The 20,647-nt window shown below is 71.0% G+C and carries 18 protein-coding genes and 6 pseudogenes; 15 read left to right on the top strand and 9 right to left on the bottom strand.

Translation table 11 applies throughout. The features are described from left to right. Positions 1 to 10: 10 nt before the first annotated feature. The 13 genes and pseudogenes from ACHMXE_RS39630 to ACHMXE_RS39570 form a co-directional block, all read left to right on the top strand. Positions 11 to 1,567: pseudogene (locus ACHMXE_RS39630) on the top strand (type VI secretion system Vgr family protein); the annotation flags it as partial. A gap of 91 nt (positions 1,568 to 1,658) precedes the next feature. Beyond that, positions 1,659 to 2,873 carry a bacteriophage T4 gp5 trimerisation domain-containing protein gene (locus tag ACHMXE_RS39625; RefSeq protein WP_395349068.1) on the top strand — a complete coding sequence of 405 codons (1,215 nt, stop codon included), beginning with the start codon at positions 1,659 to 1,661 and terminating at the stop codon, positions 2,871 to 2,873. A 37-nt stretch (positions 2,874 to 2,910) separates the two neighbouring features. Beyond that, a complete protein-coding gene (locus ACHMXE_RS39620; protein WP_395349067.1) occupies positions 2,911 to 3,486 on the top strand; it encodes a DUF2169 domain-containing protein in 576 nt (191 codons plus the stop codon). After that, the gene (locus ACHMXE_RS39615) at positions 3,389 to 3,796 is read left to right on the top strand and encodes a DUF2169 domain-containing protein (protein WP_395353002.1); all 408 of its coding nucleotides are present in this window, start codon (positions 3,389 to 3,391) and stop codon (positions 3,794 to 3,796) included. The genes ACHMXE_RS39620 and ACHMXE_RS39615 overlap by 98 nt, the downstream gene beginning before the upstream one ends. Beyond that, complete coding sequence (locus ACHMXE_RS39610) at positions 3,787 to 5,556, top strand: pentapeptide repeat-containing protein (protein ID WP_395349066.1); 1,770 nt, start codon at positions 3,787 to 3,789, stop codon at positions 5,554 to 5,556. Before ACHMXE_RS39615 ends, ACHMXE_RS39610 begins: the two co-directional genes overlap by 10 nt. Before the next feature lie 61 nt (positions 5,557 to 5,617). Next, a complete protein-coding gene (locus tag ACHMXE_RS39605; protein ID WP_395349065.1) occupies positions 5,618 to 6,670 on the top strand; it encodes a pentapeptide repeat-containing protein in 1,053 nt (350 codons plus the stop codon). A gap of 37 nt (positions 6,671 to 6,707) precedes the next feature. Further along, positions 6,708 to 7,346, top strand: coding sequence for a DUF3540 domain-containing protein (locus ACHMXE_RS39600; RefSeq protein WP_395349064.1), 639 nt, complete (start codon positions 6,708 to 6,710; stop codon positions 7,344 to 7,346). A 9-nt stretch (positions 7,347 to 7,355) separates the two neighbouring features. After that, positions 7,356 to 7,751 carry a DUF4150 domain-containing protein gene (locus ACHMXE_RS39595; protein WP_203204143.1) on the top strand — a complete coding sequence of 132 codons (396 nt, stop codon included), beginning with the start codon at positions 7,356 to 7,358 and terminating at the stop codon, positions 7,749 to 7,751. Positions 7,752 to 7,880: 129 nt separating this feature from the next. Next, positions 7,881 to 8,102: pseudogene (locus ACHMXE_RS39590) on the top strand (FHA domain-containing protein); the annotation flags it as partial. Continuing rightward, a pseudogene (locus ACHMXE_RS39585) lies at positions 8,029 to 9,270 on the top strand (type VI secretion system-associated FHA domain protein); the annotation flags it as partial. The pseudogenes ACHMXE_RS39590 and ACHMXE_RS39585, both read left to right, overlap by 74 nt. A 58-nt stretch (positions 9,271 to 9,328) precedes the next feature. After that, positions 9,329 to 9,658, top strand: coding sequence for a type VI secretion system-associated FHA domain protein (locus ACHMXE_RS39580; protein ID WP_395349063.1), 330 nt, complete (start codon positions 9,329 to 9,331; stop codon positions 9,656 to 9,658). Between the two features lie 67 nt (positions 9,659 to 9,725). Beyond that, positions 9,726 to 9,944, top strand: a complete 219-nt coding sequence (locus tag ACHMXE_RS39575) for a hypothetical protein (protein WP_395349062.1) — start codon at positions 9,726 to 9,728, stop codon at positions 9,942 to 9,944. Next, positions 9,929 to 10,540: a PP2C family protein-serine/threonine phosphatase gene (locus tag ACHMXE_RS39570; protein ID WP_395349061.1), complete on the top strand. Its 612-nt coding sequence runs from the start codon at positions 9,929 to 9,931 to the stop codon at positions 10,538 to 10,540. The genes ACHMXE_RS39575 and ACHMXE_RS39570 overlap by 16 nt, the downstream gene beginning before the upstream one ends. Positions 10,541 to 10,685: 145 nt before the next feature. On the opposite strand, the gene ACHMXE_RS39565 is transcribed toward ACHMXE_RS39570, so the two are convergent. The 5 genes and pseudogenes from ACHMXE_RS39565 to ACHMXE_RS39545 all read right to left on the bottom strand — a co-directional run. Beyond that, complete coding sequence (locus ACHMXE_RS39565; RefSeq protein WP_209542386.1) at positions 10,686 to 11,165, bottom strand: type VI secretion system tube protein TssD; 480 nt, start codon at positions 11,163 to 11,165, stop codon at positions 10,686 to 10,688. A 149-nt stretch (positions 11,166 to 11,314) separates the two neighbouring features. After that, positions 11,315 to 12,808: a type VI secretion system contractile sheath large subunit gene (gene tssC, locus ACHMXE_RS39560; RefSeq protein ID WP_203204146.1), complete on the bottom strand. Its 1,494-nt coding sequence runs from the start codon at positions 12,806 to 12,808 to the stop codon at positions 11,315 to 11,317. A gap of 50 nt (positions 12,809 to 12,858) precedes the next feature. Continuing rightward, positions 12,859 to 13,377 carry a type VI secretion system contractile sheath small subunit gene (gene tssB / locus ACHMXE_RS39555; protein ID WP_093350860.1) on the bottom strand — a complete coding sequence of 173 codons (519 nt, stop codon included), beginning with the start codon at positions 13,375 to 13,377 and terminating at the stop codon, positions 12,859 to 12,861. Between the two features lie 85 nt (positions 13,378 to 13,462). Beyond that, entirely contained in the window at positions 13,463 to 14,020 is a 558-nt protein-coding gene (locus tag ACHMXE_RS39550) for an ImpA family type VI secretion system protein (protein ID WP_395349060.1), read from the bottom strand. A gap of 133 nt (positions 14,021 to 14,153) precedes the next feature. Beyond that, positions 14,154 to 14,495: pseudogene (locus tag ACHMXE_RS39545) on the bottom strand (ImpA family type VI secretion system protein); the annotation flags it as partial. A gap of 289 nt (positions 14,496 to 14,784) precedes the next feature. On the opposite strand from ACHMXE_RS39545, the gene tssJ reads away from it, so the two are divergent. Further along, positions 14,785 to 15,111, top strand: a complete 327-nt coding sequence (gene tssJ / locus ACHMXE_RS39540) for a type VI secretion system lipoprotein TssJ (RefSeq protein ID WP_395349059.1) — start codon at positions 14,785 to 14,787, stop codon at positions 15,109 to 15,111. A 38-nt stretch (positions 15,112 to 15,149) separates the two neighbouring features. On the opposite strand, the gene ACHMXE_RS39535 is transcribed toward tssJ, so the two are convergent. The 3 genes and pseudogenes from ACHMXE_RS39535 to ACHMXE_RS39525 all read right to left on the bottom strand — a co-directional run. Continuing rightward, entirely contained in the window at positions 15,150 to 16,349 is a 1,200-nt protein-coding gene (locus ACHMXE_RS39535) for a type VI secretion protein IcmF/TssM N-terminal domain-containing protein (protein WP_395349058.1), read from the bottom strand. Between the two features lie 16 nt (positions 16,350 to 16,365). Next, positions 16,366 to 16,557 carry a hypothetical protein gene (locus tag ACHMXE_RS39530; protein ID WP_395349057.1) on the bottom strand — a complete coding sequence of 64 codons (192 nt, stop codon included), beginning with the start codon at positions 16,555 to 16,557 and terminating at the stop codon, positions 16,366 to 16,368. A 562-nt stretch (positions 16,558 to 17,119) separates the two neighbouring features. After that, positions 17,120 to 17,698: pseudogene (locus ACHMXE_RS39525) on the bottom strand (DotU family type IV/VI secretion system protein); the annotation flags it as partial. Positions 17,699 to 17,952: 254 nt separating this feature from the next. Between ACHMXE_RS39525 and ACHMXE_RS39520 the strand changes: the two are divergent. After that, positions 17,953 to 18,636 carry a response regulator transcription factor gene (locus ACHMXE_RS39520; protein WP_209542390.1) on the top strand — a complete coding sequence of 228 codons (684 nt, stop codon included), beginning with the start codon at positions 17,953 to 17,955 and terminating at the stop codon, positions 18,634 to 18,636. A 144-nt stretch (positions 18,637 to 18,780) separates the two neighbouring features. On the opposite strand, the pseudogene ACHMXE_RS39515 reads toward ACHMXE_RS39520, so the two are convergent. After that, a pseudogene (locus ACHMXE_RS39515) lies at positions 18,781 to 20,592 on the bottom strand (acyclic terpene utilization AtuA family protein). Positions 20,593 to 20,647 lie beyond the last annotated feature (55 nt).

The raw sequence follows: 20,647 nt of genomic DNA, 5'->3' as shown, positions 1-20,647 counted from the left end.
AGACAGCAAGATGGCCGAGCACGAGTTCCGCATCGACAGCGAATCCCCCGTCAACCAGGACCTGAAGTTCTGGCGCATCGTGGGGCACGAGGGGCTGTCGCGCCCGTCGTCCTACGAGCTCACCGTGCTCTCGCAGGACCGCACCATCGATCCGCGCCAGATCCTCGGCCATGCCTTCGACGTGGTGATCGGCTTCGTCGATGCCGACGACCAGAAGCACGAGCGGCATGCGCGCGGCCACGCGGTGCGCGTGGTGCGCGGCGGGCAGGTGGGGCGCTTCTTCGAATACCGCATCAGCCTGCGTTCGTGGTTCGGGCTGCTGACCAAGCGCGTCAACTCGCGCATCCTGCAGGAGAAGCCGGTGCTCGACGTGCTCGATGCCGTGCTGACCGACAGCCCCATCAAGGCCCATGCGAAGACCGAGCCCGCGGGCGTGATCGGCGTGCACGAGCCGCGCCGCTACTGCGTGCAGTTCCAGGAGAGCGACTACAACTTCCTGTCGCGCATCCTCGAGGACGAGGGCGTGTACTACTGGTTCGATTCCTTCGACTCGCCCGGCATGATGCACCTGGCCGATTCCACCGGCATGGCGCACGGGCCGCTGCCGGCCAAGGGCGTGCTGAACTACGCCGGCGACGGTGCGAGCGAGGCGCGCTACAACGAGATCGAGCGCTGGATCAGCGGCCGCCAGCTGCGCTCGGGCAAGTACGAGTCGCGCGACGTGAACTACAAGGCGATCAACACCCTGCTGAGCACGCACGGCGAGATGGTGCCCGCGCACGAGCTGGCGGACCTCGAGGTGTTCGAGTACCCGGGCGGCTATTTCACGAGCGAGCAGTCCGACGTCGTGCTCGAGATCCGCGCGGGCGAGCTGCCGGCGCGCCAGACGCTGCACTGGGCCGTCACGCGCTGGCCCGACGTGGCGGTGGGCCACACCTTCACCTTCAAGGGCGACCCAGACGGCACGCGCGACGGCGACTACCTGATCGGCGGCTGCGTCTTCGTCGCCACCCATCCGGGCTACGAGGGCATGGGCACCTTCGTCGCGCCGCGGCCGACCGCGGAGCTGCTGCGCGAGGCGCTGCGCGACGACGCGGTCAACGCCGGCTGCACCGATGCCCTGCTCGAGCTGATCGACACCACGCCGACCTTGCGCGAGGGCGTGCGCGGCACCAGCGCCTTCCTGATCACCGCGCTGCCCGCCGATCACATCTTCCGTCCGCCGCGGCTCACGCCGCGCGTGACCATGCCGGGCCCGCAGAGCGCCATCGTCGTGGGCGGCAAGGGCAAGGAGCACGACGTCGACCCCATGGGCCGCGTCAAGGTGCACTTCCACTGGGACCGCAACGACTTCCGCGACGACCGCTCGACCTGCTGGATCCGCGTCTCGCAGCCCTGGGCCGGCAAGGGGTGGGGCGGCTACTTCGCGCCGCGCATCAACCAGGAGGTGATCGTCGAGTTCATGAACGGCGATCCCGACCGGCCGATCGTCACCGGCCGCGTCTACAACGACGACCAGCCGATCCCCTACAAGTCGGCCACGCAGAGCGGCTTCAAGACCCGCTCCACGCCCGGTGGCGGGCCCTCGAACTACAACGAGATCATGTTCGAGGACAAGAAGGGGGGGCGAGCTGGTCAACATCCATGCCGAGCGGAACATGACGACGACGGTGGAGAACGACGACACCACCCACGTCATGAACGACCAGTCGCTGACGGTCGACCGCCACCGGACCATCACGGTGAAGGGCAAGGAAGAGCACACGGTGCTCAAGACGCAGATGAACCACGTGGTCCTGAACCAGACCAACAAGTTCGACGCCGACACCTTCACCACCACGCTGGGCAACCAGAGCATCGGCACCAAGGGCAAGCAGGACACCGTGGTCAACGGGCCGGTGACCTCGCACACGAACAACACCTACACGCTGACCACGGTGGGTGCGTTCTCGCAGACCTCGGCCTCGATGAAGATCAACTCGGTGGGCGCGGTCACGCTGACCTCGGGCGCGAACGTGGCGCTGGGCTCCACCGCCGAGATGAAGATGAGCACCAACGCCGACCGCATCGACTCGGCGGCCGGCGCGCACAAGATCTACGCCAACGCGATCAAGGCGGTGTCGAACTCGAACATCGAGATGTTCGCGGTCGGCAACATCAACGCCACCTCGAACGGATCGAACACCACGGTGCTGGGCGCCAACTCCAGCGGCTACATCGGGGTGAACACCGAGGCCAACATGGGCATGGCCCGCTCGACCTTCATGGGCATGTCGATCGACACCATGGTGGGCCTGAGCATGGCGTCTTGCCTCGCGCTGCAGATGGAGACGGCGGCCGCGCTCAAGCTCGGCTTCGCGGGTGTGGACCTGAGCATCTCGCCGGTGGACGTCGAGCAGCGCCAGGCCAAGGTGATCATGCCCGGCGGCGGCGCGGGCGGCGGCGGCGGCGCCTTCGCGATGGGCGCCTCGATCGGCGCGGCCATCGATGCCGTCGGCTTCTCGCTGTGGGCCGCCATCACCGACATCCAGGCGACCAACAAGCAGTACGACGATGCCGCGGCCGCGCTGAAGGAGGCCCAGGAAGAGGCCAAGAACCTTGGGCTGGCCGGCATGGCGGCGCGGCTGCAGGCCGCCGCGGAGATCGCCGCGGCGCGGCGCGCGAGCGGCTTGCTCGATTCCGTGCGTCTGCATTCGGCGCCCGCCGACAGGTCCGGGAACTACACCGACGACCAGAACCCGCTCTCCAGCCCCGGCAACGCGGTCGAGGCCGACTCCGCCACGCACGGCCTCGGACCGACGCCGATGCCCAATTCCGCGCCGGGCCCGGCCGCGAGCCGCGACCTGCCGGTGCCGCCCACGCCCGCGGAATGAACGCGCAACGCCAGGCGCCGACCACCGCGCGATACCGATGCACATACTGAAGCCCCATGTCGTCGCCCTGAGCTTCCGGCCGATCGAGTACCGGTCCAAGGCCGGGCTGTGCCTGAGCGGCATGCTGTTCCTGCCGATGTCGCCCGCCGATGGCGGACTGCTGCGCGAGCAGTCGATGTGGAACACCGTCTCCCGCCTGATGGCGGTGCCGCTGGTCGACGAAGGCGTGGCCAAGCTCACGCCCGAGTACCTGGTGGTGGGCCGCGTGCACACCAGCGAGCCCGGTGCGCGCGGCGCCGTGGCCCGGGTGCGCCTGGGCGGCGCGAGCAAGTCGGTGCTGGCCTTCGCGCCGCGCTACTGGGACGGCGCGCGCGTGGTGCAGTCGCCCGACTACCGGCCCGTGCCGCTCGACTGGAGCCAGGCCTACGGCGGCGCCGGCCACGACGAGAACCCGCAGGGCATGGGCGCCGCGCCGGTGGACGGCGTGCAGTGGCTGCCGCCGCTGGAGCTGCCCGATTCGCGCATCACCGCGCCCGGCGACGTGGTGCGCCCGGCCGGCTTCGGCGCGCTCGACGTGCTGCATCCGCAGCGCGCCGCGCTGCGCGGCACCTGACGACGAGGCCTACCTGCAGAACCATGCGCCGGGCTTTCCGCCCGACGTCGACTGGCGGCACTTCAACATGGCGCCGCGCGACCAGTGGCTGGCCGCGCCGCTGCGCGGCGACGAGCCCTTCGCGCTCGAGAACCTGCATCCCGAGAAGCCGCTGCTGCAGGGTCAACTGCCGGGCCTGCGGCTGCGCGTGTTCGCCGACTACCGCCTGCCCGGCACGGCGGCGGCGGGCGGCGAGGCCTTCAAGCTCAAGGAAGTGCCGATGCGGCTGACCACCGTCTGGTTCTTCCCCAGGTGGAGCGCATGCTGCTGATCTGGCACGGCCTGGCCGAGGTGGCGGAGAACGACGGCAGCGACATCGCGCACCTCATGGCCGCGGTCGAGCGGCAGGGCGAGCCGCGCGAGGACGCCCATTACGCCGACGTGCTGGCGCGCCGGCTCGATCCGGTGCACGGCGGCATCGACAGCCTCGACGACGGCGAGCTGCTGCCCGAGGGGCAGGACACCACCGATCCCGACTTCGAGCGCGCCACCGAGGTCTACAAGATGGACGGCCTGCGCGGCGACGCGCAGATGCGCCGCGCCGAGATCGACGTGGCGCTCGCGCGCGAGAAGGCCGTCGCGATGGGCAAGGACCCCGATGCGATGGGGCTGAAGCCGCCGGTGCGCGAGAAGCCGCCCACCATGGCCGAACTGCCGGCCTACATCAAGGACAAGCAGAAGCTGGCCGAGGCGCAGCAGATCGCGGTCGCCGAGGACCTGCTCACGCAGGTCGAGAAGCTGCTCGCGATGGACGACGCGCAGCGCCAGCGCCTGGCGCAGCTGGCCCATCGCGGGCCGCCCCTCTTCGGCGCCGAGCGGCACCTGGCCGAGCTCAAGGAGGCGTTCGGCCGGCTGCCGATGCCCGAGCCGCAGCTGCTCGACAGGCTGCGCGCCCGCGAGCAGGCCGAGCGGCAGGGCTACCTGCAGGGCGCCCACATGCAGCCCCCGGCCTTCGCGCTCGCGGGCGAGGAGGGCGCGCAGCGCCGCGCCGAGGTGCAGCGGCTGGTCGAGAAGGGCCACCGCACCCTGCCGTGGATCGACCTCACGGGCGTCGACCTGTCGGGGCTCGACCTGCATGGTGTCGACTTCTCGGGCGCCTGGCTCGAGAGCGTGAACCTGCGCAATGCCAACGTCTCGGGCTGCAACTTCTCGGGCGCTGTGCTGGCCCATGCCGACCTGCGCGGGTGTCTCGCGGTGGAGGCGAACCTCTGCGGCGCCAACCTCGGCCGCGCGCAACTGGCCGGCGCGGTGTTCGACCGCGCGCGCCTGGGCAGCACGATGCTGATGCACACCGAGCTCGCGCAGACCCAGATGCGCGGCGCCGACCTCGCCGGCGCCAACCTGCTCGAGACCCGGTGGGGTCCGGCCGACTGGAGCGGCGCGCGGTTGGCCGGCAATGTCTTCTACAAGCTGTCGCTGCGGGGCGTGGATCTGCGCGAGGCCGACCTCTCGGGCGCGAGCTTCGTCGAATGCGACCTGCGCGGCGTGGAACTCTCGGGCGCCAACCTGCAGTCGACCGCCTTCATCACCTGCCAGCTGCAGGGCGCGCGCCTGGTCGCGGCGCGTGCCAAGGGTGTGGTGTTCGCGAAGAACACCGTGCTCGACGGGGTGGATGCGAGCGGCGCCGATCTCTCGAACGCCAACCTGGGCGAGTGCAGCGCGATCGGCCTGCGCGCGCCCAAGGCGCTGCTCGACGGCGCCAACCTCGGCATGGCCGACCTGCGCGACGCCGACCTGCGCCTCGCGTCGGTCAAGGGCGCGCTGCTGCGCAAGGCGCGCTGCAGCCGCGCGCGGCTCGCGGGTGCGAACTTCCAGGATGCGGTGTTCAGCCATGCCGATTTGATCGGCACCGACTTCCGGCGCGCCAACCTCTTCGGCGCCGACCTCACGCGCGTCGCGCTCAGCGGCGACAGCCGCTTCGACGGCGCGCTGCTCGCGCGCAGCCGGACTTGGCCGCGGCTGAGCCCCGAGCAGCAGGCCGTGGCGGCGGCGCGCGCCGCGGCGCCGACCGATGGTGGAGGTGCCGCATGAGCGCAGCGCCGGGCCGCCCCGAACAAGCTCGCACCGCGGTGCGAAGCACGAAAGCATTTCAATGAGCGTGAGCGCGGAACTGCTGTCGCTGGGCGCCGGCCTGGGCGAGACCTTCGAGGGCCAGGACTTCGAAGGCGGCCACTATGCGAAGAGCTTTCTCGGCGGCGGCCTGTTCACAGCCTGCCGCTGGAATGGCGCGGACCTGCGCGGCGCGGACGTGCGCGAAGCCGTGTTCGACCAGTGCGCGATGGCCGGCACGCTGTTCGCCGGCGCCAACCTGCGCCATGCGGTGTTCAACCGCTGCAAGCTCGACCACGCCGACTTCCGCAATGCGAACCTGCACACCGCCACCTTCAACGAGTGCGACCTGTCGCATGCGCAGTTCGGCGACGCGGCACTGAGCATGGCGCGCTTCCACGGCTGCGTGCTCGACCATGCGGGCATGCAGCGCGCGGGCCTGGAATCGACCGTGTTCTCGAGCTCGAAGCTGCTCGACGTGAATGCCGACCACACGCAGTGGCTGCACACGGTGGTCACCGGCTGCGACCTGGCACGCATGACCTGGGCCGGGGCTTCGATGACCCGCGCGGTGTTCTCGAACCAGGTGCTGCCGAACCGCCGCTTCGATGGCTGCCGGCTCGAGGGGTGCCAGTTCAACGGCGCCGACCTCGGCGGCAGCAGCTTCGCGGGCGTGCAGCTGAACCAGTGCAACTTCCAGGGCGCCAAGCTCGATGGCTGCGACTTCTCCGAGGTGAAGGCGCCGCATGCGATCTTCTGCGACGCGGCGGGCGAGGGCGTGCGCTTCACGAAGGCCCAGTTGACGCAGTCGCTGTTCACCGGCGCCGTGCTGCCGGGCGCGCACTTCGGCGGCGCGCGGCTGCACCAGTGCCATTTCGCGCAGGCCAGGCTGGCCCGTGCCGTGTTCGTCACCGCCGACTGCACCTACGCCGATTTCCGCCATGCCGACCTGCAGGGCGCCGACCTGCGCGATGCCGAGCTGTTCCGCGCCGTCTTCCATGCCGCGCAGCTGCAGGACGCGCAGTTCACCGACCGCAGCCGCGCGCTCGGCACCGATGCCGAACTCGCGCGCGCCGAGCAATGGAGCGCCGCCTGAGGCGGTTCCCGTTCATCGTTCTTCCCGAGGCAACACCATGACCACCCTTCTTTCCACGCGCCGGGCCACCCGGGTCGCGTCGCCCGCGCCGAAGGCTCCGGCCGCCCCGGCCACCGGCTGGCACCGTGCCACCGTCTCGGCCGATCCGGCCACCGGCCTGCGATTGCGCGTCGGCACGCACGAGGTGTCCGCGCGCCAGGCCTTCAGCTGCCTGGTCGCGCTGCGGCGCGGCGATACGGTGGCGGCGCTGCTCGACGAGGGCGCGCAGTGGTGGGTGATGTCCGTGCTCGAGCGCGAGGGCGCGCAGGACGTGGTGCTGCGCAGCGAGGGATCGCTGGCGCTCGAGGCGCCTGTGCTTCGCGCGCGTGCGTCCGAGGCGCTCGAGCTCGCCGCGCCGCAGGTGCGGCTGCAGTGCGAGCAGGCCGACGCGGTCGGCGACCGGCTGAACCTGATCGGCGGCGCGATGAAGGCGATCGGCGCCACGCTGTCGACCCTGTTCGATCGCGCGCACCACCACGCCGGGCAACACCTGCGCACCACCGAGGGCCTGGACCGCACGCAGGCGCAGCACCTGGAGCTGCAGGCGAAGCAGCTGCTGCAGATCCACGCCGAGCACGCGCTGATCGAGGGCGAGCAGCTGGTCAAGGCGCGCGGCGGCCAGATCCACTTCGGCTGAGGTCGCGCCATGTTCGCCAACTGCCAGATGATGGGCACCGACATGGGATTTCCCGATGTCTGCCTCACGCCCACGCCCGCCGGACCGGTGCCGATCCCCTATCCCAACATCGCGATGGGGCCGATGGCGATTCCGAACTGCCCCACGATCCTGTTCATGTGCATGCCGGCCCACAACCTGGCTACCACCATCCCGATGACCAACGGCGACAACGTGGGCGTGAACATGGGCGTGGCCTCGGGCACCGTGATGGGACCGTCGCGCCATGTCACCGGCGCCTTCACCGTGCTGCTCAACGGCATGCCGGCCTCGCGCCTGACGAGCGTGTCGCTGCAGAACAGCACCAACTGCCCGGGCGTTCGCCTCGTGCCGAGCCAGGCGCTGGTGCTGCTGCTGGCGCCCTGAGCGCGGCGGCGGAAACGGCCTATCTCTTAAGGCGAGATTGCCAATGCGCCCCCACCGAATGAATACTCCTTGCGAGTTGCCGCGCCCGCGCAGGCGGGCGGTGTTTGGGCGTCGCCCGGGAGCCGGTTCATGATCCAGATCGCTGTTATCTCCCGCCAGGGCGTGCCGACGGGGGCGTCCCTGGCCGCCGAGTTCGGTCCCGCCGGCGGCACCATCGGCCGCGCCGAGAGCAATGCACTGGTGCTCGACGATCCCGACCGCACCGTGTCGCGCGTGCATGCGCAGGTGCTGTGCCGCGACGGCCGGTACTTCATCGTCGATCGCGGCAGCAATCCGATGCAGTGCAACGGGCAGCCGCTCGGGCCCGGCAACGAAGCCGCGCTGGTCGACGGCGCCCGCCTCGTGGTCGGCAGCTTCGAGCTCGTGGTGCGCGTGCAGGCCGCCGCGCCCGCGCCGGCACCTGCCGCGGCAGCGTTCGCGATTCCCGAAAACCATCATGGGCCTGTCGGGCGCGAAGTCGGCACCGGCGCCGGCATCCGCCGCGGCGAGCAGCGACGATCCCTTCGCCGACCTGCTCGCGGGCCTGGGGTCGCCGGCCGCGCCCGCACCCGCGCCGGGCCGGTCGCCCGCGCCGTCGTCGTCGTCGTCGTCGTCGTTGTCGTCGTCATCGCCGTCAGCCGACTCGCTGCTGTTCCCCGACCCCATGGCCACCGGTTCGCGCAACGCGCAGGCCGCGCAGATCGATCCCTTCGCCAACCTGCTCGGCCCCGACCCTGCCTCGGCGCCCGCCGGTGGCCTCGGCGCGCTCGACGACTTCTCCGACCTGGGCACGCCGCCCGCGCACGGCAAGGCCGCGAGCATCGACGCGCTGTTCGGCGGCACGGCCGGTGCCGGCGGCATCGGCGGCGATCCGCTCGCGCTGTCGCCGCTGGCCGATCCGCTGCTGCAGCCCAACACCGCGAACGATGCCGACCCGCTGGCCGCGCTGCAGCGCGCCGCGCCGGCCACGCCGATGGCGCGTTCCGACCACCTGCCGATCGAGCAGTTCGGCTTCACGCCGCCGAAGGCGATCACGCCGCCGGCCGCACCGATCGCGGCACCCATCCCCGCGCCCACCCCTGCGCCCGTGCCGCGCGCCGCGCCGCTGCCCGAGCTGCCCGCCTTCGACGACATGACGGGCCTGCCGATCCGCATCAGCGGCCCCGACACCGCGGGCCGCCCGCTGCCGCCGCTGTCCGCGCCGGCACCGGCGCCCGCACCGCGCGCGCCCGCGCCTGGCCCTGTCGCCGCCGCGCCCGTCGAGCGCATCGCGAGCGACGACGAACTGCTGGCCGCCTTCCTGCGCGGCCTCGGCGGCACGCACCAGCCGCCCGAGATGCTCACGCCGGGCCTGATGGAGCGTATCGGCTCGATGCTGCGCAGCGCCACCGAGGGCACGCTGCAGCTGCTGCTCACGCGCCAGGAGTTCAAGCGCGAGGTGCGCGCCGAGGTCACGATGATCGCGGCCCAGGCCAACAACCCGCTGAAGTTCTCGCCCACGGTCGAGGTCGCGCTGGCGCACCTGCTGGGGCCCGGGCGTGCGCGGCTTCATGCCGGCCGAGGCCGCGATGCGCGATGCCTTCAACGACCTGCGCGCGCACCAGTTCGGCGTGATGGTCGGCCTGCGCGCGGCGCTGGCGCACGTCATCGCGCGCTTCGAGCCCGAGGAGCTCGAGAAGAAGATCAGCTCGAAGTCGGCGCTCGACGCGCTGTTCGCGGCCAACCGCAAGGCCAAGCTGTGGGACCAGTTCGTGGCGCTGTACGGCGGCATCGCGACGGAAGCCGAGGACGACTTCCACAACCTGTTCGGCAAGGCCTTCCTCGAGGCCTACGAGGCGCAGATGGCGCGCCTGAAATCCGACGACTGAGGCGCGCGCGACCGCTGCAGCCAGAACAAGAACCCACGACACGCACGACCGACGCGAGGAGCCCCGCTTGGAAATCGAAATCGTCACGCTGTCCCGCCAGGGCGGCCGCAGCTACAACGAAGACGTTCACGGCCATTGGCACGACGAGCGCCATGTCGCCTGCCTGGTGGCCGACGGCGCCGGCGGCCATGGCGGCGGCGACGTGGCGGCGGCCACGGTGCGCGCGAGCGTGCTGGGCGCGTCTCGGCCGGCCCCAGCCTCGACGCGGGCGTGCTGCGCGCCCTGATCGAGCAGGCCAACCGCGACGTGGTGACGCGCCAGGCCGAGGGCGGCACGCTCGCGGGCATGCGCTCGACGGTGGTGTTCGCGGCGATCGACCTCGAGATCCATGCGCTGGCCTGGGTGCACAGCGGCGACAGCCGGGCCTACCTGTTCCGCGGCGGCGCGATCGTCGCGCGCACCACCGACCACAGCCTGGTGCAGCAGATGGTGGCCGGCGGCATGCTCGACGAGGAGGGCGCGCGCCTGCATCCGCAGCGCAACATGCTGCTGTCGGCGCTGGGCTCGCTCGAGGAGGAACCCGACATCGCGGTGTCGGACCGCATGCGGCTCCTGCCGGGCGACGTGCTGCTGCTGTGCAGCGACGGCGTGTGGGAGCCGCTGGGCGACGAATGCCTGGTCGAGACCCTGCATGCCTCGCGCACGCCCAGCCAGTGGGTCGAGCAGATCGAGGCGCAGATCGTCGCGCGCGCGAAGCCGGGGCACGACAACTACACGGCGCTCACGCTGTGGGTGATCGACGCCGCCGAGGACGAGACGCGGCTGCTGCCGGTCGAGGCGCAGCCCGAGCCGCGCGATCCCGACGACACCGTCCTCGGCTGACGCAACGGGCGGCGCGCGCCGCCTCCTCTCCCTTCTTCTTATCTCCCGCACAAATGGAAACGGCCCGCGATGCCCTCGAGCAGAGGACGCGGGCCGAATGGCGTGGAGCTTGCCGCGCTCGCGCGGCGAAGCCCCCGGGGGGATCTCAGCGGGTCTCGGTGGTGGCCACGTTCCAGCCGAACTTGACGTCGCCGGTGGTGGCGCCCTTGTCGTTCTGGGCCTTGTAGGCGAACTCGATGTCCTTGTAGGTCACGACCACGTTCTCGAGCACGTCGCCGCCTTGCGAACCGGCCGGGGCCACGTTCGAGATGAAGACTTCCTTCATCGTGATCTTGAGGTACTCGCCCTGGCCGTCGCCGGACTTGCGGCAGGTCAGGATCGCGTCCTTGAAGTGCTTGCCGCTGACGCAGTTCTTGGCCAGCACGGGCGAGGCCTTGTCGAAGATGTGGACGAAGTTGAAGGTGCCGGGCTGGGCCTTGCCCTTGCCCGAGCCGCCGCCCGATGCCGCGCCGGAGGTGTTCGCCACGTCCCACGACCACGACAGGATCTCGATCTCGTCCTTGTGATCCTTGTGGGTGGCCTCGCCGGTGACGCCGTCGAACTTGATGTGGAAATCGGATGCCATCTTGCTACTCCTGTGATGCCTGCGATGCGCGGGCGATGGTTGACGAAAGAGAAGGTTTTTTCGGGGCTACCGGCCGCCGCGGATGAGGCTTCGGCCGGTAGTGATCTCAGAACGAAGAAGCGGGCGGGATTTCAAACCCGCCCGATGGCCTATGCCGCGCCCTTGGCGGACGGCAGCTTGGAGACCAGGCGCAGCGAGACCGTCAGGCCCTCGAGCTGGTAGTGCGGGCGCAGGAAGAACTTGGAGGAGTAGTAGCCGGGATTGCCTTCCACCTCCTCGACCACCACCTCGGCCGCGGCCAGCGGCTTCTGGGCCTTGGTGACCTCGGACGAGTTCGCCGGGTCGCCGTCGACGTAGTTCATGATCCACTTGTTGAGCCAGCGCTGCATCTCGTCGCGTTCCTTGAACGAGCCGACCTTGTCGCGCACGATGCACTTGAGGTAGTGCGCGAAGCGGTTGCAGGCGAACAGGTAGGGCAGGCGCGCGGCCAGGTTGGCGTTGGCGGTGGCGTCGGGATCGTCGTACTCGGCCGGCTTGTGCAGCGACTGGGCGCCGATGAAGGCCGCGAAGTCGGAGTTCTTGCGGTGGATCAGCGACAGCAGGCCGGCCTTCGAGAGCTCGGCCTCGCGCCGGTCGCTGATCGCGATCTCGGTCGGGCACTTCTGGTCCACGCCGCCGTCGTCGCTCGGGAAGGTGTGCAGCGGCAGGTTCTCGACCGCGCCGCCCGACTCGATGCCGCGGATGCGCGAACCCCAGCCGTAGAGCTTGTACGAGCGGTTGATGTTGGTGGCCATCGCATAGGCCGCGTTGGCCCAGGCGTACTTGCTGTGGTCGGCGCCGGCGGTGTCCTCCTCGAAGTCGAACTCCTCCACCGGGTTGGTGTTGGCGCCGTAGGGCGTGCGCGCCAGGAAGCGCGGCATGCACAGGCCCAGGTACTTGGCGTCGTCCGACTCGCGCAGCGAGCGCCAGCCGGCGTACTCGGGCGTGAGGAAGATCTTGGTCAGGTCGCGCGGGTTGGCGAGCTCCTGCCACGACTCCATCTGCATCAGGTTCGGGCTCGCGCCGGTGATGAAGGGGGCATGGGCCGAGGCGGCGATCTTGGCCATCTCGCCGAGCAGCTCGACGTCGGGCGGGCTCTGGTCGAAGTGGTAGTCGCCGACGATCGCGCCGAAGGGCTCGCCGCCGAACTGGCCGTATTCCTGTTCGTAGATCTTCTTGAACATCGGGCTCTGGTCCCAGGCCGCGCCCTTGAACTTCTTGAGGTTCTTGGCGAGCTCCTGCTTGGAGATGTCCATCACCCGGATCTTCAGGTTCTCGTCGGTCTCGGTGTTGTTCACCATGTAGTGCAGGCCGCGCCACGCACTCTCGAGCTTCTGGTAGTCGGGGTGGTGGATGATCCGGTTGACCTGCTCGGTGAGCTTGGCGTCGATCGCCGCGATCATCGACTGGATCGACTTCGTGACGTCCTTGCCGATGACCTCGGTGTTGGCCAGCGCCTGCTGGGCCAGCGTGAGCACGGCGGCTTCGACCGCGCTCTTGGCTTCGTCGCTGCGCGGCTTGAATTCCTTCTGCAGCAGCGACGAAAAGTCGCTGCCCGCGTACGCGACGTCTTTTAACGCGCTCTGTTCGAGTGCTTCGGCCATGGTGGGTTACTCCTCGTGAACCGGATGTGGAAGTCGGAAAGGGACAGGGATCAGGCGGCCGGCGGGGTGGTGCCGTCCTCGGGCTTCTTGGTCGCGGCCAGCGACTGCAGCAGCGCCGGGTCCTCGAGCACCTTGGCCAGCAGTTCCTCGGCGCCGTTCTTGCCGTCCATGTAGGTGACGAGGTTCGACAGCTGGGTGCGCGCCTCGAGCAGCTTGTTGAGCGCGCCGACCTTGCGGGCCACGGCGGCGGGCGAGAAGTCCTCCATGTTCTCGAAGGTCAGCTCGACCTTGAGCTCGCCCTCGCCGGTCAGCGAGTTCTCGACCGCGAAGGCCGCGCGCGGCTTCATGGCCTTCATGCGCGAGTCGAAGTTGTCGACGTCGAACTCGAGGAACTTGCGGTCGGTCACGGGCGCCAGCGGGTCGGCGGGCTTGCCCGACAGATCGGCCAGCACGCCCATCACGAAGGGCAGCTGGATCTTCTTCTCGGCGCCGTAGAGTTCGACGTCGTATTCGATCTGCACCCGGGGCGCCCGGTTGCGGGCGATGAATTTCTGACTGCTCTTGGCCATGGCGATGCTCCTTGCGGGGGTGAAACGGGGTGGGTCGATCCAGGGATGGAAAGGGGAGGGGACGAGGAAGAAGAGGCGGGAGGCCTCAATCCGAAGCGCGGCGGCCGGTCACGTTCTCGATCGTGTCGAGCGCGTTCGGCGCGAGGTTGGCCATGATCTCGAGGAAGCTCACGCCGATCAGCTTCTTGGCGCGCTCGATCAGGAGCGGCGCGGGATTGCCGGGCTCGGTGGTCTCGAGGAAGCGGATCACGCGGTCGAGCATCTTCAGCGCGTCCTCGCGGGTCTGGATCTCGCCGCGCGCGGCCGCGGGGCGTGCACCGCCACCGCCCGCCACGGCTTCGCCGCCGTCCTCCGCGTCCGCCGCGCCGGCTTCCTCGGGCGCGCCGATCGCGGCGCCGCAGGCCTTCTGCACGGTGCGCGCGATGGTGCGCAGCGCGCCCAGGTCGATGGCATCGGAACGGCCGGTGCGCTCCACCAGCAGCGCCTGCAGCTGGTCGATGAGGGCCGGCGCGCCGATCGCGGCCTCGATGCGCTCGGGCTGCGCGGCCTGCAGGGCCTCGAGGCCGGCCTGCAGCTGCGGCGCGGAATAGAGCGGCTCGCCGTTCGCCGCGAGCGTGCCCTGGACCACCGCGATGTCGCGCACGCGGGATCGAGCCCACGCCCGGCGCCGCGCCCACCTGGGCGTCGTAGAGGTCGCGCAGCACCATGGTCTCGTCGTTCAACGGCGCGAGCGCGTTCAGGCGCATCGTCGGATCGTTGTCGTCGTCGGCATCGAGCGTTGGATGTATGCCGTCCCAGAAGCGGTCGAGCAATCCGGTCAGAAGGCGCAGGCCGGCGACGAAGCCGGGCACGCCCTGCAACCGGGTGGCGGCACGCAGCATCAGCACGGCGGCGCGCACGTCCTTGCTGCGGCGCAGGATCGCGTCCGACTGCTCGGCCACGCTGCGCCAGTCCGGCTCCACCGCGGGAATGACGGTGTCGCCGAACTGCTGTTCGGGCTTGCCCTGCGACGCGGTCACGAGCGCGGTGAAGTCCGCGTCGTACTCGAGGTCGGTGCCGCTCGGCGCGCTGTCGCCGATCGGTATGAGCAGTGCATCTGCGAGTTCGTTGGTGAGCATGTTGCCTGTTGAATGTGGCTGGTGATAATCGAAAGATGCCTCTCAACCGGTCAATGCAACGAAGGGAATAGCATGCGAGCGCTCGGTACACACCATTCGTCCTATGGAGGCCTGCTGGCCACGGCTTCGCGCCGGCACGTGGCGGCCTTCGGCCTCGCTGCCGCGGGGCTCTTTCTCGCTGGCTGCGCGAGCAAGCCGCCACCCGAAGTGAAGACGCCGGTGTCGCTGACGCTGGTGGCGGGCCCCCGATGCCGATCCCGACGCGCGCGGCCGCGCATCGCCGCTCACCGTGCGCGCCTACATCCTCAAGACGCCGGGTGCCTTCGAGGGCGCCGACTTCTTCTCGCTGTTCGAGAAGGACCAGGCCACGCTCGGCGCCGAGCTGGTGCAGCGCGAGGAAACGCTGCTGCGCCCCGGCGAGAGCCGCAAGTTCGACTTCGTGCTGCAGCCCGACGCCAAGATGATCGGCGTGATGGGCGCGTTCCGCGACCTCGACCGCGCGCGCTGGCGCGAGGTGCGCCCGCTCGAGGTCGGCAAGATCAACACCATCACCGTGACCTACGGCGCGCGCCAGATCCGCATCGATCAGAAGGCCGAGCCGATCAAGGAGAAGTAGGCGCTGCACAGGGCACGCACGGCACGCACGGGCCGCGTTCACATCGCGTCCATGCCCGTGTCGTGCGCCGACGGCGGCAGCCGGCCGGGCCGCACCAGCGAAGGGTCCGCCGGCAGGAAGCGATGGAACAGGTCGCCCGTGAAGGCCCCGTTGCCGCCCGCCGCGCCGCCGGCCGCCGTCAGGTAGAGGCCGCGCCAGCGCAGTCCCCGGGCCTCGCGCGCCTTGCGGCCATGGCTGTCGAACAGCGCCTCGGCCGCCAGCCGCAGCCCCGGTTGCAGGCTTCGCACCCCCTCCACGAACGAATGCACCGCGAGCCGGCCCGAGGCGCCCGGTTGTTCGCGCAGCAATCCCATGCGCAGCGCATGCAGCCGCGCGGCGAGCGGCTCGAAGGCCGCGTCGAGCCGTTCGGCGGCGCCGCGCGTGTCGGTCGCCGCGCTCTCCAGCGGCAGCCGATGGCCCAGCGCCTGCGCCAGCACCTCGGGCGGCAGCGTGCCGCGCAGCGCGCCATAGCCCTCGAGCCCTTCGAGGCCCGTCACCACGAGATAGAACGGCAGCTGCAGCCGCAAGGTGCGGCCCGCTTCCTCGGCCAGCCGGCGCAGCCGCGCGACGCGGGCGCGGAAGGCGACCGCATCGGCCGGTGCCTCGCGCAGCGCCTGCGCGCCGATGCAGGCCACGATGCCGTGCAATGGAATGCGCTCGCGCCGCTCGGCCACCGCCAGCAGCGAAGCGAGCCAGAGGGCGCGCGACTGCGGCGCGTCGGCCGGGTCCTCGAGCACGCGCGCGTCGATCTCGATCGCGGCCATGGCGCCGCCGGTCCACCAGCGCCAGCCGTTGCGCACCGGGCCGATCGGCGCGTCGTCCGACGGGTCCGCGTCGAGCGGCGAGGCCGCGAGCAGCCCCGGCAGCCCGGCCGCCGCGTCGCCGAGGAACAGCAGCCACGGCACGCCCGGCGTCGCGCAGCGGCCGAAGTCCTCGTCGTCGAGCTTCTCGCCGGCCGCGCGCGGACGCGGCGCCAGCCGCAGCCGCTGCTGCGCGCGTGCCATCGCCTCGTGCAGGCGCTCGAGCGCCTGCGCATCGGCCGCGCGCGAGGGCGGCCGCAGCGTGGCGATGCGCTGCTGCAGCGCGCGCCGGCGCGCGCCGCGGCCGGCATCGCGCACCACGGCGCACAGCACCGCGAAGCCGAGCGCGCACAGCGCGAACAGCGGCCAGAAGAGGTGGGCGGGCGGCAGGGTGTGCATGGCGGCGGCGCGGTGCTCAGCGCGCCTCGGTCTCGAGGAACACGAAGTCGGCGACCAGTCGATCGCCGCCCTTGTTGGCCGCGAGCGCCTCGCGCAGCTGCAGCAGGTAGGCCGAGGCCAGTTCGAACGGCGGCCGGTCGGCGGTCTCGTGGAAGGGCATCGGCGAGGAGATCACGGTCACCAGCACGCTGCCGAAGGGCGGGCTCACGAGCCAGCTCGAAGGGATGTCGCGCCCGAGCTCGAGCTTCTCGCCGGCGCGCAGCCGGGGTCGGCGCCTGGCCCGCGTTGAGGTGCATCACCGAGCCGTCGGCCGTGTAGTAGTCGACCCACAGCACGCTGTCGTGGCGCGGCGCGGTCACCTCCACGCGCACGTTGTCGCCCTCGCGCAGGCGCCCCTGCCGCGCGGAGGGCAGGGCCAGTCCGAGGCCGTAGGCCTTGTCGGCATTGCGTGCCTGGTAGGGCTTGAGGATCGCGAACACCTCGCAGTGCGGCCACACGCGCACGCCGAGCTCGAAGCGCGCCGCCTTCACGCCCGGCAGCCGGCCCACGTCGTGCTGCACGTTGGCCACGTCGGCCGGCAGCGAGACGAAGCCGCTGACCTTGAGCGTGCCGCCGGCCTCCACCGCCACGGCCAGGTCGGCGCAGGCGTAGCCCTGCAACTGCTGCTCGACGCGCTGCGCGAGGTCGGCCTCGGGCCGCGGCGCGCCGGCCAGCCAGGCCCACAGCAGGTAGAGCAGCGGCACCAGCAGCGCCAGCGCCGCGCTCGCGCGCAGCATCGAGCGGTCGCGCCGGTGCATGTCGATGGCGGCGGGCGGATCGGGCTCGGCGTAGGGCTGGGGCGTGATGCGCTGCTGCGCGAGGCTGCCGAGCGCGAGCGGCGGCAGCCGCAGCTGGCGCCCGTGCAGGTCCTTGAGCTTGCCGAGCTCGCCGCGGTCGCCGTGCTCGAAGTAGTACTGGCCCTTGAAGCCCAGCGCCAGCGCATGCCAGTAGACCTCGCGCACCTCGTCGTCGCGCGCGCCCAGCGCCGAGAGGTGGTGGAAGAACTCGCTGTGGGCGTTGTTCGAGGCGAACAGCTGCACCTGCAGCGGCGCCGCGCCCTGGGCCGCGCCCGGGTGGCGCGCGAGGATCTCGTCGATCCAGGCGACCATCGCGAAGGCGGCCGATTCGAGTTGCGCGGGCGACAGCGGCGTCGCGCTCGCGCGCGCGCGTTCGCGCGCCTCGTCGAGCAGCAGGCGGGCCTGGCGCTGCGCGGCGTCGTGGTCGAGCGTGGGGCGGTTCGCGGCGATCGCGGCATCGAGCGCGAGCCCGAACGAGACGAAGGCCGAATGGCAGTCGATCAGGCGGGCCATGAAGACACGCGTGCCGGCTCAGGCCGCAGGCAGCGCGGGGCGCCGCCCGAGAGATGCCCTGCACCGGCGCCGGCTTCGTTGGCACATGCCCATGTCTCGCTTCCTTCGGGTTGGCGACCATTCTTCTCAGCGGGCCCGCAAGGCGCCATATCGCTTGGGGCCTATGCCGTTCGGGCAGCGCGCCAGCCTTGCTGCGCCGGGCATTCGCCGGTATCGTCGGCGGTCGCTGAGTCAATGCACGCTGGGGTTAAGCCATGAAAATTCTGATCGCCGACGACCACCGGCTCGTCATCGAGGCGGTCAAGGCCAAGTTGTCCGAGCTGGAGCCCGGCATCGAGTTCGTGCTGGTCATGAGCGTCGACGAGCTGCTCGCCGGCGCCACCGACGACCTCGACCTGGCATTGATCGACCTCAACATGCCCGGCGCCGACGGGCAGGCCCACATCGACGAGATCCGCCGCCGTCATCCGGCCGTGCCGGTGATCGTGCTGTCGGGCTACGAAGACCCGGCCATCATGCGCGCCGCCCTCGAGCGCGGCGTGCTCGGCTTCATTCCCAAGGCCTACTCGCCCGAGGTCATGCTGTCGGCCGTGCGGCTGGTGCTGGCCGGCGGCGTCTACGTGCCGCCGATGATGCTGACCGCGCTGCCGCCGGGCATCGTGGCCGGCGTGGCGCCGCAGCCCGACGCCGCGCGCGCGCCCGGTGCCCCGGCCGCCTCGCAGACGCTCGAGCACCTGCGCAACGTGCTGACCGAGCGGCAGGTCGAGGTGCTGCAGCTGCTGTCGCAGGGCAAGCCCAACAAGCTGATCGGCCGCAGCCTCGGCATCAGCGAGGGCACGGTCAAGATCCACCTCGCGGCGATCTTCCGCGCGCTCAACGTGCGCAACCGCACCGAGGCGGTGGTCGCGGCGCAGGCCTTGACCGAGGCGCAGGCCTGAGCTGACCTGACCCAGACCCAAGACCGTTCGGGCTGAGCCTGTCGAAGCCTCGCGCAAGGCTTCGATCCTTCGACAAGCTCAGGACCGGCCGAGCTCGGCCCGGACGGTTTTCGAGCATCCCACGCGCGGGCCGCCGCCCCCGTTTCAGCGCCGTTGCGCCACCTGCGCCACCGCGCGCGGCACCTTCACCCGCATGTCGAGCAGCATCTGCCCCATGCCCTTGCCCAGCGGGTCCAGGCGCATCGACGAGGGCCCGCCGCCGTCGAGCGCCCCGTGCAGCAGCAGGTTCATCGCCGCGATGCCCGGCAGGTGGAAGCGCTCGACCCTGCCGTGCACCAGGTGCGCAAAGTAGGCGCGCACCGCTTCGGGCGTGACGCGCGACCACAGCAGCGGCAGCCACTCGGGCCGGCGCGCCACCAGGCCGATGTTCGAGAGGTCGCCCTTGTCGCCGCTGCGCGCCCAGGCCAGGTCGATGAGCCGCAGCTCGACCTGTTCGCCGCCGTCGTCGGCGAAGGGTGGCGGTTCCGCCACCGGCGGCGCGGCGCCATCGCCCGTGCCCGGCGGGATCGCGACGGCCCGCCGCTCGCCGTCGATCTCGAACCACACCGGCACCTGCGCCTTGTCGAGCAGGAAGGCGAAGGGCTTGATGAGCGGCGACACGGAAGGCCGGCCGCCGCCGGGCCCCGTGGTGCCCGGCGACCACGAGGTGCCCGCGGGCGCGATCTCGCGCGCGAAGATCTCGAGCGCGGCCTTCTGCGGATGGTCGACCGCCACGCGCATCATCGCCTCGCGCACGCCGTGGGTGCGCGCATGCGGGCCGTAGAGCGTTCTCGGCGCCGATCGCCTCGATGTGGCTGCGCGTGAAGGACGGCAGGCCCAGGCGCGCGAGGATGCCGCCGGTGCGCTCGAGGATCGCCTCGGCCGTGCGCCGCGCCTTGCGCTCGGCGTCGATGCCCACGATCACCAGGCTGCCCGCGCAGCGGAAGCCGTCGAGCTGCGTGGCCGAGACCTTGTAGGCCGAGGTCGGCGCGCGGCCGCGCGCGGGGCCCACGCGCACGCGGTCGGGGCCTTCCTGCTCGATCGTCACTTCGCGGAAATCGCAGCTCACGTCGGGCAGCAGGTAGGCGCCCGGGTCGCCGATCTCGTAGAGCAGCTGCTCGGCCACCGCGGCACGGATCACCTTGCCGCCCGTGCCCTCGGGCTTGGTCACGACGAAGCTGCCGTCGGCATGGCATTCGACGATCGGGTAGCCGATGTGCGCCCAGTCGGGAATGTCTTCCCAGTCGGTGTGCAGGCCGCCCGTGGCCTGGCAGCCGCATTCGATGATGTGGCCCGCGAGGCTGCCCGAGGCCAGCCGGTCGAAGTCGCCGGGTTGCCAGCCGAACTCGTGCATCAGCGGACCGAGCGTGACCGCGCTGTCGACGCAGCGGCCGGTGATCACCACGTCGGCGCCCGCGGCCAGCGCGGCGGCGATCGGCAGCGCGCCCAGGTAGGCGTTGGCGCTCAGCACCTTCTCGGGCAGGGCCTCGGCCGTGAACATGTCGCGCGTGCCCGCGGCGCGCAGTTCGGCCATGCGCGCGCCGAGGTCGTCGCCCTCGACCACCGCGATGCGCAGCGGCACGCCCTGGGCCTCGGCCAGTGCGCGCAGCGCGGCGGCGCAGCCCTGCGGATGGATGCCGCCCGCGTTGCTCACCACCTTGATGCCCTGGCGCTTGATCTCGGCGAGCACCGGTTTCATAGCGATCTCGACGAAGTCGGTGGCATAGCCGAGCTCGGGCTTCTTCGCGCGCGCCGCGGCCAGGATCGCCATCGTGGTCTCGGCCAGGTAGTCGAACACCAGGTAGTCGAGCCGCCCGTGCTGCACCAGTTGCGGTGCGGCCACCATGCTGTCGCCCAGAAGCCCGAGGCGCCGCCGATGCGGACGGTTTTCTTCGCTGCGGCGGCGGATGAAGGCATGGTCTTCCTCGGGTGGCGGATGGAAAGTCCAGCTTAGCGGCGTGCGCGTGGCGCG

This window comes from Variovorax sp. UC122_21 (assembly GCF_044056785.1).
Lineage (GTDB): Bacteria > Pseudomonadota > Gammaproteobacteria > Burkholderiales > Burkholderiaceae_C > Variovorax.
This window is presented reverse-complemented; position numbering and strand designations above follow the sequence as displayed.